The 15421-nt window shown below is 63.9% G+C and carries 12 protein-coding genes and 1 tRNA gene; 6 read left to right on the plus strand and 7 right to left on the minus strand.

What is annotated here, in order from left to right:
• Positions 1-84: 84 nt before the first annotated feature.
• Positions 85-1494 (plus strand): porin, encoded by a 1410-nt coding sequence (locus K7W03_RS08995; RefSeq protein ID WP_222886106.1) that lies wholly within the window; start codon positions 85-87, stop codon positions 1492-1494.
• A gap of 173 nt (positions 1495-1667) precedes the next feature.
• A complete protein-coding gene (locus K7W03_RS09000; protein WP_222886107.1) occupies positions 1668-2603 on the plus strand; it encodes an IS5 family transposase in 936 nt (311 codons plus the stop codon).
• A 59-nt stretch (positions 2604-2662) separates the two neighbouring features.
• Here the strand turns inward: K7W03_RS09000 and glsA are convergent, their stop codons facing one another.
• Both glsA and K7W03_RS09010 read right to left on the minus strand, forming a co-directional pair.
• Entirely contained in the window at positions 2663-3391 is a 729-nt protein-coding gene (gene glsA, locus K7W03_RS09005) for a glutaminase A (protein WP_264319051.1), read from the minus strand.
• A 158-nt stretch (positions 3392-3549) separates the two neighbouring features.
• A complete protein-coding gene (locus K7W03_RS09010) occupies positions 3550-5646 on the minus strand; it encodes a malate synthase G (RefSeq protein WP_222886108.1) in 2097 nt (698 codons plus the stop codon).
• A gap of 91 nt (positions 5647-5737) precedes the next feature.
• Here K7W03_RS09010 and K7W03_RS09015 point away from each other — a divergent pair, with 91 nt between their 5' ends.
• From K7W03_RS09015 to K7W03_RS09030, 4 genes are all read left to right on the plus strand, one after another.
• Positions 5738-6661 carry a LysR family transcriptional regulator gene (locus K7W03_RS09015; RefSeq protein ID WP_025549823.1) on the plus strand — a complete coding sequence of 308 codons (924 nt, stop codon included), beginning with the start codon at positions 5738-5740 and terminating at the stop codon, positions 6659-6661.
• 10 nt (positions 6662-6671) lie between these two features.
• Positions 6672-8939, plus strand: a complete 2268-nt coding sequence (locus tag K7W03_RS09020) for an NADP-dependent malic enzyme (RefSeq protein ID WP_025549824.1) — start codon at positions 6672-6674, stop codon at positions 8937-8939.
• Between the two features lie 93 nt (positions 8940-9032).
• Positions 9033-9710, plus strand: a complete 678-nt coding sequence (locus K7W03_RS09025) for a L,D-transpeptidase family protein (protein WP_222886109.1) — start codon at positions 9033-9035, stop codon at positions 9708-9710.
• A 116-nt stretch (positions 9711-9826) separates the two neighbouring features.
• Positions 9827-11023, plus strand: coding sequence for an MFS transporter (locus K7W03_RS09030; RefSeq protein ID WP_222886110.1), 1197 nt, complete (start codon positions 9827-9829; stop codon positions 11021-11023).
• A 58-nt stretch (positions 11024-11081) separates the two neighbouring features.
• On the opposite strand, the gene K7W03_RS09035 is transcribed toward K7W03_RS09030, so the two are convergent.
• From K7W03_RS09035 to lon, 5 genes are all read right to left on the minus strand, one after another.
• A complete protein-coding gene (locus K7W03_RS09035; RefSeq protein ID WP_222886111.1) occupies positions 11082-11615 on the minus strand; it encodes a hypothetical protein in 534 nt (177 codons plus the stop codon).
• The gene (hisI, locus tag K7W03_RS09040) at positions 11602-11973 is read right to left on the minus strand and encodes a phosphoribosyl-AMP cyclohydrolase (protein WP_044662087.1); all 372 of its coding nucleotides are present in this window, start codon (positions 11971-11973) and stop codon (positions 11602-11604) included. The genes K7W03_RS09035 and hisI overlap by 14 nt, the downstream gene beginning before the upstream one ends.
• Positions 11974-12127: 154 nt before the next feature.
• A tRNA-His gene (locus tag K7W03_RS09045) sits at positions 12128-12204 on the minus strand.
• A gap of 286 nt (positions 12205-12490) precedes the next feature.
• Positions 12491-12763 (minus strand): HU family DNA-binding protein, encoded by a 273-nt coding sequence (locus tag K7W03_RS09050; protein WP_222886112.1) that lies wholly within the window; start codon positions 12761-12763, stop codon positions 12491-12493.
• Positions 12764-12939: 176 nt separating this feature from the next.
• The gene (gene lon, locus K7W03_RS09055) at positions 12940-15336 is read right to left on the minus strand and encodes an endopeptidase La (protein WP_222886113.1); all 2397 of its coding nucleotides are present in this window, start codon (positions 15334-15336) and stop codon (positions 12940-12942) included.
• Positions 15337-15421 lie beyond the last annotated feature (85 nt).

The raw sequence follows: 15421 nt of genomic DNA on the forward strand, positions 1-15421 counted from the left end.
TGTCGCTGAAATGCCATAGCCGCCGCACCCAGTGGACACAGGGGGAGTCAGTCGGTGCGGGTGAAGATGTTCAAAAGCAGGGTTATGATGGTAAGCCTGCTGGCGCTGATGCCGGAGGTGGCGCACGCCCAGAGCAATGCGGAACTGCAACGCCAGATCGATGAACTGAAGGCGCAGGTGCAGGCGCTGACATCCGCGCTCGCCGCCAGCAGGTCCGCGCCCGCCGCCGCGGAGCCCGCTGCGGCCGTTGCTGTCTCTGCCGCTACGCCATCGGCCGCGCTGGCCAGTGCACCCGTGCAGCCGCCGGCCGCCGCGCCCGCATCGGCCCCGGAGTCCAGGTCGAAGGCGTGGTACGAACGGCTCTCGCTTCGGGGCTATACCCAGATGCGCTACAATGCCTTCCTGTCGGGCGACGATAGCGCGCCTGCCGGCGTTTCCCGCCTTCGATCGGTCCATGACAGTTCGATCTCGGACCGGGGCAGCTTTTCGCTGCGCCGTGCGCGGCTGGTGCTTCAGGGCGACATTTCCGATCGCGTGTCGCTCTATCTTCAATCCGATTTCGCCACCGCGGTGAACAACCAGGCGGGGAGCGAGCGGCGGGAGGGCTTCGCTCAATTGCGGGACGCCTATGCCGACGTCTTCCTTGACAAGGGGAAGAGTTTCCGGCTGCGTTTCGGCCAGTCGAAGGTGCCTTTTGGCTGGGAAAATATGCAGTCCTCGTCCAACCGCCTGACGCTTGATCGCAGCGATGCAATTAACAGCGCGGTGCCGAGCGAGCGAGACCTTGGCATTGTCGGCTATTATACTCCATCTTCGGTGCAGAAGATCTGGGATCGGCTGTCGCATGACGGCCAGAAGCTATTCGGCAATTACGGCGCATTCGGCATAGGCGCCTTTAATGGGCAAGGCACCAACAGGACGGAACAGAATCGCGGTCTGATGAAGGTCGCCTTCGCTACCTGGCCTTTCGAACTGGATGGCCTGGGTGAAGCCTTGGCCGGGCAGGTGTTCGAAATCGGCGGCTCTGCAATGATGAATGACGTGCAGCCCGAACTGCGCAGCGGCTCGGTCAGTTCCGTGGCCTATGATGACGATCGCCTTGGCATCCACGCCATGCTCTACCCGCAGCCCTTCGGTATCCAGGCAGAATGGAATTGGGGCAAGGGGCCGGAATATGATCGCGCCAGCCAATCCATCCTGACCAGGAAGCTGAACGGCGGTTATGTCCAGATGATGTACCGCATGCCCACGGACTCGATCGGTACGCTGATGCCCTATGGCCGCTGGCAATATTATCGCGGCGGGTGGAAGGCGGGCACGAATGCGCCGCGTCTGGAAACCGACGAATTGGAACTGGGCGTCGAATGGCAGCCGTGGAAAGCGCTGGAATTCACCCTTGCCTTCGCCCGAATGAAGCGCGCCGAAGCCGACGAACGCCGTATAGGTCGTGCGGAAGGCAATCTTATCCGTACACAGGTGCAATGGAATTATTGAGGCATGGGGGAGGGTGCTCTTAAACGCTCTTCCTTCGGGATTGGAGGCAGGTGGGCGACGGACGCCGTATCTTGCAGCGCTCTATCTCACCATCTCGAGACCTGTGCGCGGGTGGGCGTAGACAGAAGCGTTGATAGCTGATTCTATGGGCTTTCCAAGAAGGAGAGCAGCGGATGGCGCATCGTTCGATTGGTCAGGAGCGGTTTGGTTTTGTTGGACGCGAGCGGACGACTTCGTCGCTCGACGCGCTTGCCTCCCTGATCGATTGGAACCCGATCGCGGTGCTCCTTGATCCGCTCTACCCGGCCGCTAAGGGCGAACCCGCCTGGCCGCCGCTGGCGATGTTCAAGGCGCTGCTGCTGTCGATCTGGTACGATCTGTCCGATGTAAAGCTGGCCGAGGCGCTCGACGATCGAGCCTCCTTTCGCCGGTTCTGCGGATTTTCCGCGAATGAAGCGACGCCTGAACGTACCGCGTTCGTCAGATTTCGCAGGCTGCTGGTTGCCCATAAGCTTGACCGAACGCTGTTTGAAGCCGTGACCATGCAGCTCAAATCAAAGGCGGTAACGGTCAAGACCGGGACACTGGTCGACGCCACCATCATCGCTTCCGCAACTGAGGATGATGATGAGGCGCGCTGGGTAAAGCATAAGGGAAAGCGGGCTGTTCATGGGTTCAAAGCCCATGTCGGCGCCGATGCTGATACGGCGCTGGTCGAGGAAGTGTCGATCACATCGGCGAATATCAATGATGGGAAGGCAGGTCCCGACGCGCTGCCCGAGAACCCTGGCGAGGTGTTTGCCGACAGCGCGTACCGCGGCAATCACTTTCGCGATGCCGTGCGCGCAAAGGGCGGCATTCCCCGGATCGTCGCCACCGGGATGTGGGGCCGCGATGAAGCCGAAACGCTGCGCAAGCTCCATGAATGGAATCGACCGATCCATCGCGTGCGCGGTCGGATCGAGAAGATCTTCGGGACATGGAAGCGATGTTACGGCCTGCGCCGAATGCGATGGCGAGGCCTCGCCAAAGCCGCCGTCCAAGTCCATCTCACCGCCATCGCCTACAACCTCAAGCGCACGATGAATATTCTCTCCGTGCCAGCGTGATATGCCTCCGCCTGCAAAGCATAGGCCGGATCGAACGCTCGTCGAATATCCATAAGATTTTAGAGTGCTACGCCCACCCGCGCACAGGTCTCATTGATCCGCTTGGCCCGGCTGGATGAAACGACCCGTCCCCCCTCGGGATGCCGGCCGTCGAGCATCAGATAGCGGCCCGCAAGTGCGAGTTGACGGCAACTCATCTCGATCGCGCATTGGTGAAAATAGGTGCCAAGCACCAGATCGACCGGATGACGGATATTGCCGAAGGCGCGCATGTAATTGGCCAGCGCCATATTGCGAAAGCCGGTCGCCGTTTCCGACGCCGCGACGGTTTCATTGATGGCGATGCCGTCGTCGCCTGCCAGATAGCGGACGAAGCGCAGCATTTCTCCAATCGCGACGCGGGGTTGATGACCGCCCAGATTGACGTCCGCGACGACGACGGCGCCCGCGTTGATGAAGGGATTTCGCGGTATGCCCTGTTCCTGCTCCAGCTGAACGATGGAATTGAAGGCGTTGCCGGACGGTTCCCGCCCTACCCGCTGCCAAAGCTGATCGCCTATCTTGCCGAGCGCGAGCGTCAGGGCGAACACCTTGGAGATGGACTGGATCGAAAAGCCGGTGGCGCAGTCGCCTCCCTCAATCAACCGGCCATCGGCGGTCGCGACAGCGATGCCGAACTGGCCGGGATCGACCTTGGCCAGTTCCGGAATATAGCTGGCGACCGTGCCGCGATCTTCCCGGCTCGCAGCATGAGCGACGATGTCGGCAATGATCGCGGGCAAGTCCATGAGCAGATCGGCGTCCCACCAGGCAGGGTTGGATGAAATGACTTGATAGAACGCCGCCGGCTCCTGCCCAACATAGCTGGGCAGGAAATTCTGAAAAGGGCTATGTGCTGCTGGCAGGACGGGCGGCGCGATGAGCCATCCGCCTCAATCCCACAGCCTCAAGCCGTCGCCTTGGCCAATGCCCGATATTTGTGGAGCAGCGGTTCGGTGTAGCCATTGGGCTGCGCCACGCCCTCGAAGACCAGGGCGCGGGCCGCCTGCCAGGCAAGGCTGTCCGGGTTGCCGCTCATCGGCCGGTAGAGCGGGTCGCCCGCATTCTGGGCGTCGACCTTAGCGGCCATGCGGGTGAAGGCGGCGTCGACCTGCTCCGTCGTGCAGACGCCGTGAAGCAGCCAGTTCGCCATATGCTGCGAGGAGATGCGCAGCGTGGCGCGGTCCTCCATCAGGCCGATGTCATGGATGTCGGGAACCTTGGAGCAGCCGACGCCCTGATCGATCCAGCGGACGACATAGCCAAGGATGCCTTGCGCGTTATTGTCCAGTTCCTGGGCGATTTCCTCTTCCGACCAGTTGCGGCCCGGCTGCGCGACCGGAATGGCCAGCAGCTTGTCGAGGGGTGCGATGGCCTCGACCTTGCGTTCCGCCTGGCGGGCGAAGACGTCGATGCGGTGATAGTGAGTCGCGTGCAGCGTCGCCGCCGTGGGGGACGGAACCCAGGCCGTGTTGGCGCCGCTCCTGGGATGGCCGACCTTCTGGTCCAGCATGTCGGCCATGCGATCCGGCGCGGCCCACATGCCCTTGCCGATCTGGGCGCGGCCCGACAGGCCGCAGGCGAGGCCGATCTGGACGTTGCGGTCCTCGTAAGCCGTGATCCAGTCGCTGGTCTTCATCTCGCCCTTGCGGATCATCGGGCCGGCGCGCATCGATGTGTGCATCTCGTCCCCGGTGCGGTCCAGGAAGCCGGTGTTGATGAAGACGATGCGATTCCTCACCGCCTCGATGCAGGTGGCCAGATTGGCGGAGGTGCGGCGCTCCTCATCCATGACGCCGACCTTCAGGGTGTGGCGGTTGAGGCCCAGCAGGTCTTCGATGGCGTCGAACAGGCGGTTGGTGAAGCCGACTTCTTCGGGGCCGTGCATCTTCGGCTTGACGATATAGGCGCTGCCGGTGCGGCTGTTGCCGCCTTCACGCTTCAGGTCATGCAGGGCGATCAGCGTGGTGACGATGCCGTCGAGAATGCCTTCGGGCGCTTCCTGCCCGTTGGCGAGCAGGACGGCGGGCGTGGTCATCAGATGGCCGACATTGCGGACGAACAGCAGGCTGCGGCCCGGCAGGGTGAAGGTGCTGCCGTCGGGCGCGGTATAGCCGCGGTCGGGGTTGAGGGCGCGGGTCATCATGGCGCCGTTCTTCTCGAACGTGTCGGTGAGGTCGCCCTGCATCAGGCCGAGCCAGTTGGAATAGGCGGCGACCTTGTCCTCCGCATCGACGGCGGCGACGGAGTCCTCGAGATCGCAGATGGTGGTGAGCGCGGATTCGAGGATGACGTCGGCTATGCCCGCCGGATCGTCCTTGCCGATGGGGTGCGCGCGATCGAAGACGACTTCGATGTGCAGGCCATTATGGCGGAAGAGTCGGCCCTTCTCGCTCCGTCCGAGATATTGGCCGGGATCGGCAAGCTGGATGTCGTCGCTGGCAAGCTTGGCCCAGGAGCCGTTGGCGAGCGGTATCGCTTCGTCCAGGAAGGCCTTCGCCCAGGCGATGACCTGCGCGCCGCGCTGCGCGTCATAGCCCTTGCCGGCCGCCGCGCCGGGAATCGCGTCGGTGCCGTAGAGCGCGTCGTAGAGGCTGCCCCAGCGCGCATTGGCGGCGTTCAGCAGGAAACGGGCGTTGAGGATGGGAACGACCAGTTGCGGTCCGGCGAGGCGCCCTATTTCCTCATCGACATTTTCGCTGCCGATCTGAAACGGCGCAGGTTCGGGGACGAGATAGCCGATATCGCGCAGGAAGCCCTGATAGGCGGCAGCGTCAACAGGCTGGCCCGCCCTTTCCCGATGCCAGCCGTCGATCTGTGCCTGAATCGCGTCGCGCTTGGCCAGCAGCGCCGCATTTTCCGGCGCGAATTGCGCGAAGATCGCGGCGGCGCCACGCCAGAAAGCACCGGTATCGATGCCCGTGCCGGGAAGCGCGCGCTCCTCGATGAAGGTGGCGAGTTGCTGCGCGACCTTGAGGCCCGCGCGATCGGTCATGCTGGTCATGGATGGTCTCCTTTGAACGGGACCATAGACGGGGTGCATTATGCGCGGTAGATGATATTATTCGAATTCAGATTTTCCTCTGGTGAAACAAATGATGGACCCGGATTATGATCTTTTCGCGACGATCGTCGACGAAGGCGGCATGGCGGCGGCGGGACGAAGATTGCATGTCTCGCCCGCCATGGTGTCGAAGCGGCTGGTCCGGCTGGAGGATCGGCTGGGCACCCGGCTGATCCACCGGACCACGCGGCGGCTGGCGCTGACTCCGGCCGGCGAACGGCTGCATGAAGACCTGCGCGCGATCATGGCCGCGCTGGACGCGGCGGAGCGGCGCGTCTCCGGCGCTTCGGCGGAGGCGACAGGGACGCTGCGGGTATCCGCGCCGACATCCTTCGGGCGCATGCACGTCGCACCCTATCTGGGCCGGTTTCTGGAGGCGCACCCCAAGGTCCGGATGCAGATAGATTTGTCGGACGACTATGCCGACCTGCTGGCGACCCGCGCGGACCTGGCCATCCGCATCACGGCCGATCCAGGCCAGGGCCTTGCCGCTCATCGGCTGGCGACCAACCGGCGCGTGCTATGCGCTGCCCCCGATTATCTGACGCGCTTCGGCATGCCGCAGACCGCCGCCGATCTTCGCAAGCACCGCCTGCTGGCGGCGGAGGGACAATTGCCCTGGCGCCTGCTCGGACCCAGGGGCCCGGTCCTGATCGAAGGCGACAGCCATGTCCGCACCAACAGCAGCGAAATGGTCCGGGAACTGGCGCTTTCCGGGGTGGGCGTCGCCCTGCGTTCGCTCTGGGACGTGAGCGACGCCCTGGAGCGGGGCGATATTCGGCAGATCATGCCGGATCATGAGGGATCGGCGGATGTCGGCCTCTATGCCGTTCATCTGCCACAAAATAATCCGCCACTCGCCATCACCGCCTTCATTGATTTTCTTGTCGGACTATATGCCCCCAGCCCGCCATGGGAGCGGTCGGGCATTGCCCGCGCGGAAAAGCGGCTTTAAGGGCCATTTCATGGACGAAAACACCCGGCGCGCCGCCCTAGACTATCACCGCTATCCGCAACCCGGAAAGCTGAGGATCGAACCGACCAAGCGCATGGTCAACCAGCGCGACCTGGCGCTGGCCTATTCGCCCGGCGTCGCCGCGCCCTGCGTCGACATTGCCGCAGATCCCGAAAAGGCGATGGACTATACCGCGCGGGGCAATCTGGTCGCGGTGATCTCCAACGGAACGGCAGTGCTGGGCCTGGGCTCCATCGGCGCGCTGGCCTCCAAGCCGGTGATGGAGGGCAAGGCCGTCCTCTTCAAGAAATTCGCAGACATCGACGTATTCGACATCGAAGTCGACACCACCGATCCCGAGAAATTCGTAGACGCCGTCGCCCTGCTGGAACCGACCTTCGGCGGCATCAATCTGGAGGACATCAAGGCGCCGGAATGCTTCGCCATAGAGGCGGAGTTGAAGAAGCGGATGAACATTCCGGTCTTCCACGACGACCAGCATGGCACCGCCATCGTGGTAGCGGCGGCGGTGCGCAATGCACTGGTGTTGCAGGGCAAGACGCTGGCGGATGCCAAGCTCGTCACCTCCGGCGCGGGCGCGGCGGCGCTGGCCTGCGTCGACCTGCTGGTGTCGATGGGCCTTCGACAAGAGAATGTCACGCTAACCGACAAGGACGGCGTCATCCATTCGGAACGCGAGGGCATGTTGCCGAACATGGCCCGCTATGCCCGCACCACCAATGCGCGGACCCTGCCCGACGTGCTGCCGGGGGCGAACCTGTTCCTGGGCCTTTCCGCGCCCGGTGTGCTGAAGCCCGAATGGCTGCCGCTGATGGCCCCCAATCCACTGATCTTCGCGCTCGCCAATCCGGAGCCGGAAATCCGCCCCGAAGTGGCGCGGGAAGCGCGCCCCGACGCGATCATCGCCACTGGGCGGTCGGACTATCCCAATCAGGTCAACAACGTCCTGTGCTTCCCCTATATCTTCCGGGGCGCGCTGGATGCGCGGGCGACCGAGATCAACGAGGCGATGAAGGTCGCCGCCGCCGACGCCATCGCCAATCTCGCCCGCATGCCCGCCCATGACAGCGTCGCCCAGGCCTATGGCGGGCGCAAGCTGGTGTTCGGGCCGGACTATATCATCCCCACCCCCTTCGACCCGCGCCTGATCGCGGAGATCGCCTGCGCCGTGGCAAAGGCGGCCATGGACAGCGGCGTCGCCAAGCGGCAGCTCGACCTGGAAGCCTATAAGCGACAGCTCACGCAGCAGAATACGCGCTCCGCCCAGTTGATGCTGCCGGTGTTCGAGGCAGCGCGGGGAACGCAACGGCGCATCGCCTATGGCGAGGGCGAGGATGAGCGCGTGCTGCGCGCCATTCAGGATGCGCTGGACGAAGGCATCGTCCGCCCGATCATCGTGGCGCGCCGGCGCATATTGAACCAGAAACTGCCCGACCTCGGCCTCAGCTTCGCGCTGGATCGCGATGTCGAGGTGGTCGATCCCGAAACGGACCATCTGCTGATGGGCGAACTGGTCGAGGCGTATCGCGCCGTCGCCGCGCGGCGCGGCGTTTCCTCGGCGGAAGTCGTGCGCCATGTCTATCGCCGGCCCAGCGTCACCGCGGCCATGCTGCTGCGCACCGGGCGGGTCGATGCGGCGCTGGTGGGCGGCAACAGCGAATATTGGGGCGAGGTCGAGCATGTGCTGCGCATCATCGACCGCACCCCGGGCAACAGCCGGGTCTATGCGCTTTCCGGCCTTATCCTGGACGCGGGCGCGCTGTTCATCACCGACACCCATATGGTGCCCGATCCCACGCCCGACCAGATTGCGGAAATGGCGCTGCTCGGCGCGACTGAACTCAAGCATTTCGGGCTGACGCCGCGCGTGGCGCTGCTGTCGCATTCCAATTTCGGTGCGTCCCATTCCCCCAGCGCCCGCAAGATGCGGGAGGCGCTCAAGCTGGTGAAGAAGGCCGCGCCGGAACTGATGGTCGATGGCGAGATGCACGCCGATGCAGCGCTCAGCCAGGGATTGCGCGAGCGGCTGATCCCGGATTCGCGGTTCGAGGGGCCGGCCAACCTGCTGGTCATGCCCAATCTCGACGCTGCGAACATCACGCTGACGGCGCTGTCGGCTTCCTCCAGTTCGCCCACGGTCGGGCCGATGCTGGTCGGTCTGGCGCAGCCGATCCATGTGCTGACGCCCGGCGTGACGGCGCGCGGCATCCTGAACCTTACCGCCATAGCCGCGGCGGAGGTGGAACGGGAAGGCTGAAGCCTTAACCTTTTTCTGCAATGGCTTGGGCTGCTACGGGTCGTCATCCCCGCCCCCGCGCGGATGACGACGATCTGGGATAACGGACGGTTCATGGCGGGACGGGTTTCGACGCGGGTGAAGCTGGCGATCGGCGGCGGTGCGGCGGCGGTGATGCTGTTGCTGGGCCTGTCGTTCGGCCGCGGGCGCGATCTCCCTCCGCAGGGCAGGACAAGCGCTCAAAGGAGTGAAGCGCCGAAGCCGGCCAGGTCATCCCCACCCGTCGAGCGCACCCGCGCCCAGCCCCTCGCGGTCGATCCGCACGCCCTGATGGTCAGGCGGGTGCTCCCCATCGAAGGCCCTTTCCGCCATGGCGATTATGTCTGGGACGAAAGCGGCGCGCCGGCGACGGGAAGGGTCATCATCACGGTTGACCTCAAGGCGCAGACATTGTCGGTATTCCGCGCCGGTTATGAGATCGGATCGGCGGTCATCCTCTATGGCGCGGACGACAAGCCCAGTCCGCTTGGCGCGTTCCCGATCACGGAAAAGGACGCCGATCATTATTCGCGGACCTACAACAACGCGCCCATGCCATACACGCTGCGCCTGACCAGCGACGGCGTGGCGATCCACGGCAGCGACGTCCAGTGGGGCAATGCCACCCATGGCTGCATCGGCGTGCCAAAGCCGTTCGCGAGAAAGCTGTTCGGCGTGACCAAGGTGGGCGACCTGGTCGTCATCACCAATGGCAGGATGCTGGACACCAGCCAAGCCCGACAGGCCATGTGAGTTGCGCAACTTATTGGCGTAATTGCAATAAAGTCATGTGAACATAACTTGATTTCAATCCGCAACTCTATCATGTGCGGACGGCATTCCTATCGCATCGCAACATGGAGCAACCGATGGCGCAGGCCAGCCGCGCGGTTCACCCCGCTCTCGTCATTCTCGCGCTCTCCATGGGCGCCTTCGCCATCGGCACGACTGAATTCGCGGCGATGAGCCTGCTGCCCTTTTTCGCGGGCGATCTGCGTATCAGCGAACCCATGGCGGGCCATGCCATCAGCGCCTATGCGCTGGGCGTGGTGGTGGGCGCACCGCTGATCGCCGTGCTGGGCGCGCGGCTGCCCCGGCGGAAGCTGCTGATCGGGCTGATGGCATGGTTCGCGATAGGCAATGCGCTCAGCGCCCTGTCGCCCGACTATACGACCATGCTGTTGTTCCGCTTCCTGAGCGGTGTGCCCCATGGTGCCTATTTCGGCGTCGCGGCGCTGGTGGCGGCGTCCCTGGTGCCGAATGACCGGCGCGCGCTGGCGGTGGCGCAGGTGATGACGGGCCTGACGGTCGCCACCGTGGTCGGCGTGCCGGTGGCGAACTGGACGGGGCAGGCGCTGGGGTGGCGCTGGGGCTTTGGCATCGTGGCGTTGCTGGCGGTGATCACGGTGACGCTGGTGGCGATCTATGCGCCGCGCGACGCCGGCGATCCGGAAGCCAGCCCGATGCGCGAACTGGGCGCGTTGCGCGAACCGCAGGTGCTGCTGACGCTGCTGACCGGCGCTATCGGCTTCGGCGGGCTGTTCGCGGTTTACACCTATGTCGCCTCGACGATGATTTCCGTGACCCATGTGTCCGAGGAGTTGGTGCCGGTGGTGCTGGCGATCTTCGGCATAGGCCTGACGATCGGCAATCTTGTTGCGGCCTCAGCGGCAGATCGGGCGCCGAATCGGACCGCTATCGGCGTGCTGCTGTGGAGCGCGGCGTCGCTGGCGTTGTTCCCGCTGATGGCCGGCAATATCTGGAGCCTGTCGCTGGTGATCTTCCTGATCGGCTGCGGCGGGGGCCTGGGTAGCGTGTTGCAGACCCGGCTGATGGACGTGGCGGGCGATGCGCAGACGTTGGCGGCGGCGGCGCATAACGGCGCCTTCAATGTCGCCAATGCGCTGGGACCATGGCTTGGCGGGCTCGCGATCTCGGCCGGCTACGGCCTGACATCGACCGGGTGGATCGGCGCGGGATTGGCCTTGGGGGGCTTGGCGGTCTTCCTGCTGGCCTTGAACCTGCGCCAAAGGTCCTTGCGCTTGGCGACGGTAGCCTGCGAGTAAGTCCTCCAACACATCCCGCACTCCGCCGTTCGCCGGAGCATGACAGGGTCCGAAGCGTCTAGTCCGACTCGCATAGCAGCCCGCCACCACTGTCGCGGGCCTGGAAAGCCGACGCGGCGTCGCTCGCCACGCGGGGGAAGCTGACGCCTTCGAGGGAGCCCCTTCCCTTGCAGACAGTCGCGCAGTTCATGTCGACAACGCCCGGCAGCGATAGTTGATCGCCGTCATATTGAGCCACCACGATGCAATGATCGCTATGAGAGAAGCTGAGGATCAGCTTGTCGCCCGCTGGCCGCGCGGAGCCCCTGCCTGCACAGCTCTGATCCTCCCCGAAGGTCGCCTCCAGGCCGAAGCGATAGTCGCCATTTTTGGCCGGGACTACGCAAAGCGCATCGCGACCGGCTTCATGATTGCGCTGGTAGAGGCCGATGGCAGGCACCTTGGCCGCATCAGCGATCACGCCGGTTTCGATCGCTGCACGTTCGAGGCCGGAACTGGTCTGCATGCCGGTTTCGCGCGGCCCCTGTGCGGGCGCAGCCTCACGCTGGCACGCCGCGAGCAACAGCAATGCGGCAAGGCTAGTCGGCCGCATCGACAGCTGTCAGGCCTTCCGGGCCGATGCGGCGGAAGAAGCAGGAGCGCGCGCCGGTGTGACAGGTGGGACCGGCGGGTAGAGCCTTCACCCAGACAGCGTCCTGGTCGCAGTCGATGCGAAGATCCCGCACCTGCAACATATGGCCGGACGTCTCGCCCTTCTTCCAGAGCGACTGGCGGCTGCGCGACCAGAAATGCGCAAGGCCGGTATCGCGGGTAAGCTGAAGCGCCTCCGCATTCATATGCGCGACCATCAGCAGTTCCCCGCTGTCCACATCGGTCACGACGGCTGTGATTAGGCCGTCCTTGTCATATTTGGGATTGAGGGTCAGGCCCCGGTCACGTGCTTCGTCCATGAAGGCGGCTATAGAGGGCGGTGGCGCTCATGCGAAGCCCTGAATGATGAAGAGCCGTCGCGGGAAAGAAGGAGAGCATGTCGACTGGCTGAGCGCAAACCAGGTTCGAAGGCGATCCGGCGCCCCTCACGCAAATTCATCCATCGAAGGAAAATGGGGCGATCGACGGGATCCGAACCCGCGACCTCCGGTACCACAAACCGGCGCTCTAACCAACTGAGCTACGATCGCCACAGGGGCTGTGCCCCTTGAGAGAAGGGCCACATATGCGGCCCTTCCCGCGCCGTCAAGCGGCCTGATGCGGAAAAAGCCGCAATGCCGAAATAAAAAGAAAAGGGGTGAGAAGCGTGATGCCCCCACCCCTTTCATGCCCTGGAAGATCAGCGCGCATGAGAGCCCCGCTCCCTGCTGCCGCGCTCAAATCCGGCAGTCTCTCTCCGATAAAAATTCCGCCAACCGCGATGCCGGCTCGAAAACGGACCGAGGCGCTCCACCGGGGAGCGCCCCTTGAAAATCCTTAGTTGACCGAGTCCTTCAGGCCCTTGCCGGCCTTGAACTGGGGCTGGGCCGAAGCCTTGATCGTCATCGTCTCGCCCGTGCGCGGGTTGCGGCCGGTCGAGGCCTTGCGCTGCGAAACGGAGAAAGTGCCGAAACCGACCAGACGAACTTCATCCCCCTTCTTCAGGGCTCCGGTGATGGCGTCGAAAACACCCTCGACGGCCTTGCTGGCGTCGCTCTTGGAAAGGCCGCTGCTTTCAGCGACTGCGCTGATAAGATCCTGCTTGTTCATGCCTTGGGAACCCCCTTCTAGCTGTTTGGATAGTTTAGGAATCGCGGCGTAGGCGGCGCAATAAGGCCCAGCTTTCGGGCCTTGTCAAAGGGAAAGCAGCGTCGGCGGCCGGTCAAGCAAGATTTTATGGTAAAAGCTTGCTGAATAGCCGTGCGACGCCGCTTTCATTACCCAGCTCAGTGCCGAATGGACGCTTCCCCGTCCCGCCCCTGCGCCGGGTTCGGCTGGGCGGCAAGGTCATCCTCCTCGGTCCACGCGATCGCTTCCGGCTTGCTCATCAGTGCGCGGGCCAGCACCTCATCGACATGGGACACGGGAACGATCTCCAGCCCTTCCTTGATATTGGCCGGAATCTCCGCCAGATCCTTCTCGTTTTCCGCGGGGATCAACACCGTCTTGATGCCGCCGCGCAGCGCCGCAAGCAGCTTTTCCTTGAGGCCGCCGATAGGAAGGACGCGGCCCCGCAGCGTGACTTCACCGGTCATCGCCACATCCTTGTGCACCGGAATGCCGGTCAGGGTCGACACGATGGTCGTCACCATGCCGATGCCTGCCGAGGGGCCATCCTTGGGCACCGCGCCTTCGGGAAGGTGGATGTGGATGTCCTTGCGGGTGAAAATGCTGGGCTTGATCCCATAGCCGGGCGAGCGCGCCTTCACATAAGAGAAGGCGGCCTGGACCGACTCGTTCATGACCTCGCCCAGCTTGCCGGTGGTCTTGATCGCGCCCTTGCCGGGCACGGTCACCGCTTCGATGGTCAGCAGTTCGCCGCCCACCTCGGTCCACGCCAAGCCCGTCACCGCGCCGATCTGATGCTCTTCCTCACCCACGCCGTGGCGGAATTTACGCACGCCGGCATAGTCGGCCAGATTGTCCGGCGTGATCGTCACCTTGTCATAGGCGCCTTCGAGGATCTTGCGCAGCGCCTTGCGGGCGAGGCGCGCCACTTCGCGCTCCAGCGTGCGGACGCCGGCTTCGCGGGTGTAGTAGCGGATCAGATCGCGAACCGCCTCCTCGGTAACGTCGAGTTCGCCTTCCTTCAGGCCGTGGGCGTCGATCTGCTTGGGCAACAGATGCCGCTGGGCGATCTCGACCTTTTCATCCTGCGTATAGCCTTCGAGCCGGATGATCTCCATGCGGTCGAGCAAAGGTTGCGGCAGATTCAGGGAGTTGGCGGTGGTCACGAACATGACGTCTGAAAGGTCGACGTCGATCTCCAGATAATGATCCTGGAACTTGCTGTTCTGTTCGGGGTCCAGCACCTCCAGCAGCGCGGAGGCGGGGTCGCCGCGAAAATCCTGTCCCAGCTTGTCGATTTCGTCCAGCAGGAAGAGCGGGTTCATCGTCCCGGCCTTCTTGAGGTTGGTCACGATCTTGCCCGGCAATGAACCGATATAGGTGCGGCGGTGCCCCCGGATTTCCGCTTCGTCGCGCACGCCGCCCAGCGACTGGCGCACGAACTCCCGCCCGGTCGCCTTGGCGATCGAACGGCCGAGCGAGGTCTTGCCGACGCCCGGAGGCCCGACGAGGCACAGGATGGGGCCCTTCAGCTTGTTGGTGCGCGCCTGCACCGCGAGATATTCGATGATCCGGTCCTTGACCTTCTCCAGCGCGAAATGATCCTCATCGAGGATCGCCTGCGCCTTTTTGAGGTCGGTCTTGACCTTGCCCTTCTTGCCCCAGGGCAGGCCCAGCAGCACGTCGAGATAGTTGCGCACCACCGTGGCTTCGGCGGACATGGGCTGCATGCCCTTGAGCTTCTTCAGCTCCGCCGTCGCCTTGGCGCGGGCTTCCTTGCTCAGCTTGGCCTTGGCGATCTTCTCGGTGAGTTCAGCGAGTTCGTCGCCTTCTTCGCCATCGCCATTGCCCAGTTCGCGCTGGATCGCCTTCAACTGCTCATTGAGATAATATTCGCGCTGGGTTTTCTCCATCTGCCGCTTCACGCGGCCGCGAATCTTCTTCTCCACCTGGAGCACGCCCAGTTCGCCCTCCATGAAGGCGAAGACCATTTCGAGGCGCTTGACCGGGTCGGCTTCGACCAGCAGCGACTGCTTGTCGGCGACCTTGACATTGATGTTGGCGGCGACGGCATCGGCCAGACGTCCCGCATCCTCGATCTCGCGCAACTGCACGGGGGTTTCCGCCGGCAGCTTCTTGTTGAGCTTGGCGTAATTTTCGAACTGCTCCGCCACCGAACGCATCAGCGCGGCGGCTTCCGGCCCTTCGGCGTCGATTTCCTCGACCGCCGTCACATCCGCGACCATATGGCCGTCGGCCTGTCCGATGCCGTCCAGCCGGGCGCGCTGCTTGCCCTCCACCAGCACGCGAACGGTGCCGTCGGGCAGCTTCAGCAATTGCAGCACCACGGCGATGACGCCGGTGTCGTAGAGCGAATCCTGGCCCGGATCATCCTCCGCCGGGTCGAGCTGCGACACGAGGAAGATTTCCTTGTCGCCTTCCATCGCCGATTCGAGCGCGGCCACGCTCTTGTCGCGGCCCACGAACAGCGGCACGATCATCTGCGGGAAGACGACGATGTCGCGCAGAGGAAGCAGGGGATATTGCGTAGTCATTCACTCTCCGGGGTGACATTCCACCCAGTCATGCGGTTCATCGCCTTTATGGGGATGGTCGCCGCATGGTTCAATCATGCGTTAT

Origin of the sequence: Sphingobium sp. PNB (assembly GCF_019873065.1) — a bacterium.
Classification (GTDB): Bacteria; Pseudomonadota; Alphaproteobacteria; order Sphingomonadales; family Sphingomonadaceae; genus Sphingobium; species Sphingobium fuliginis.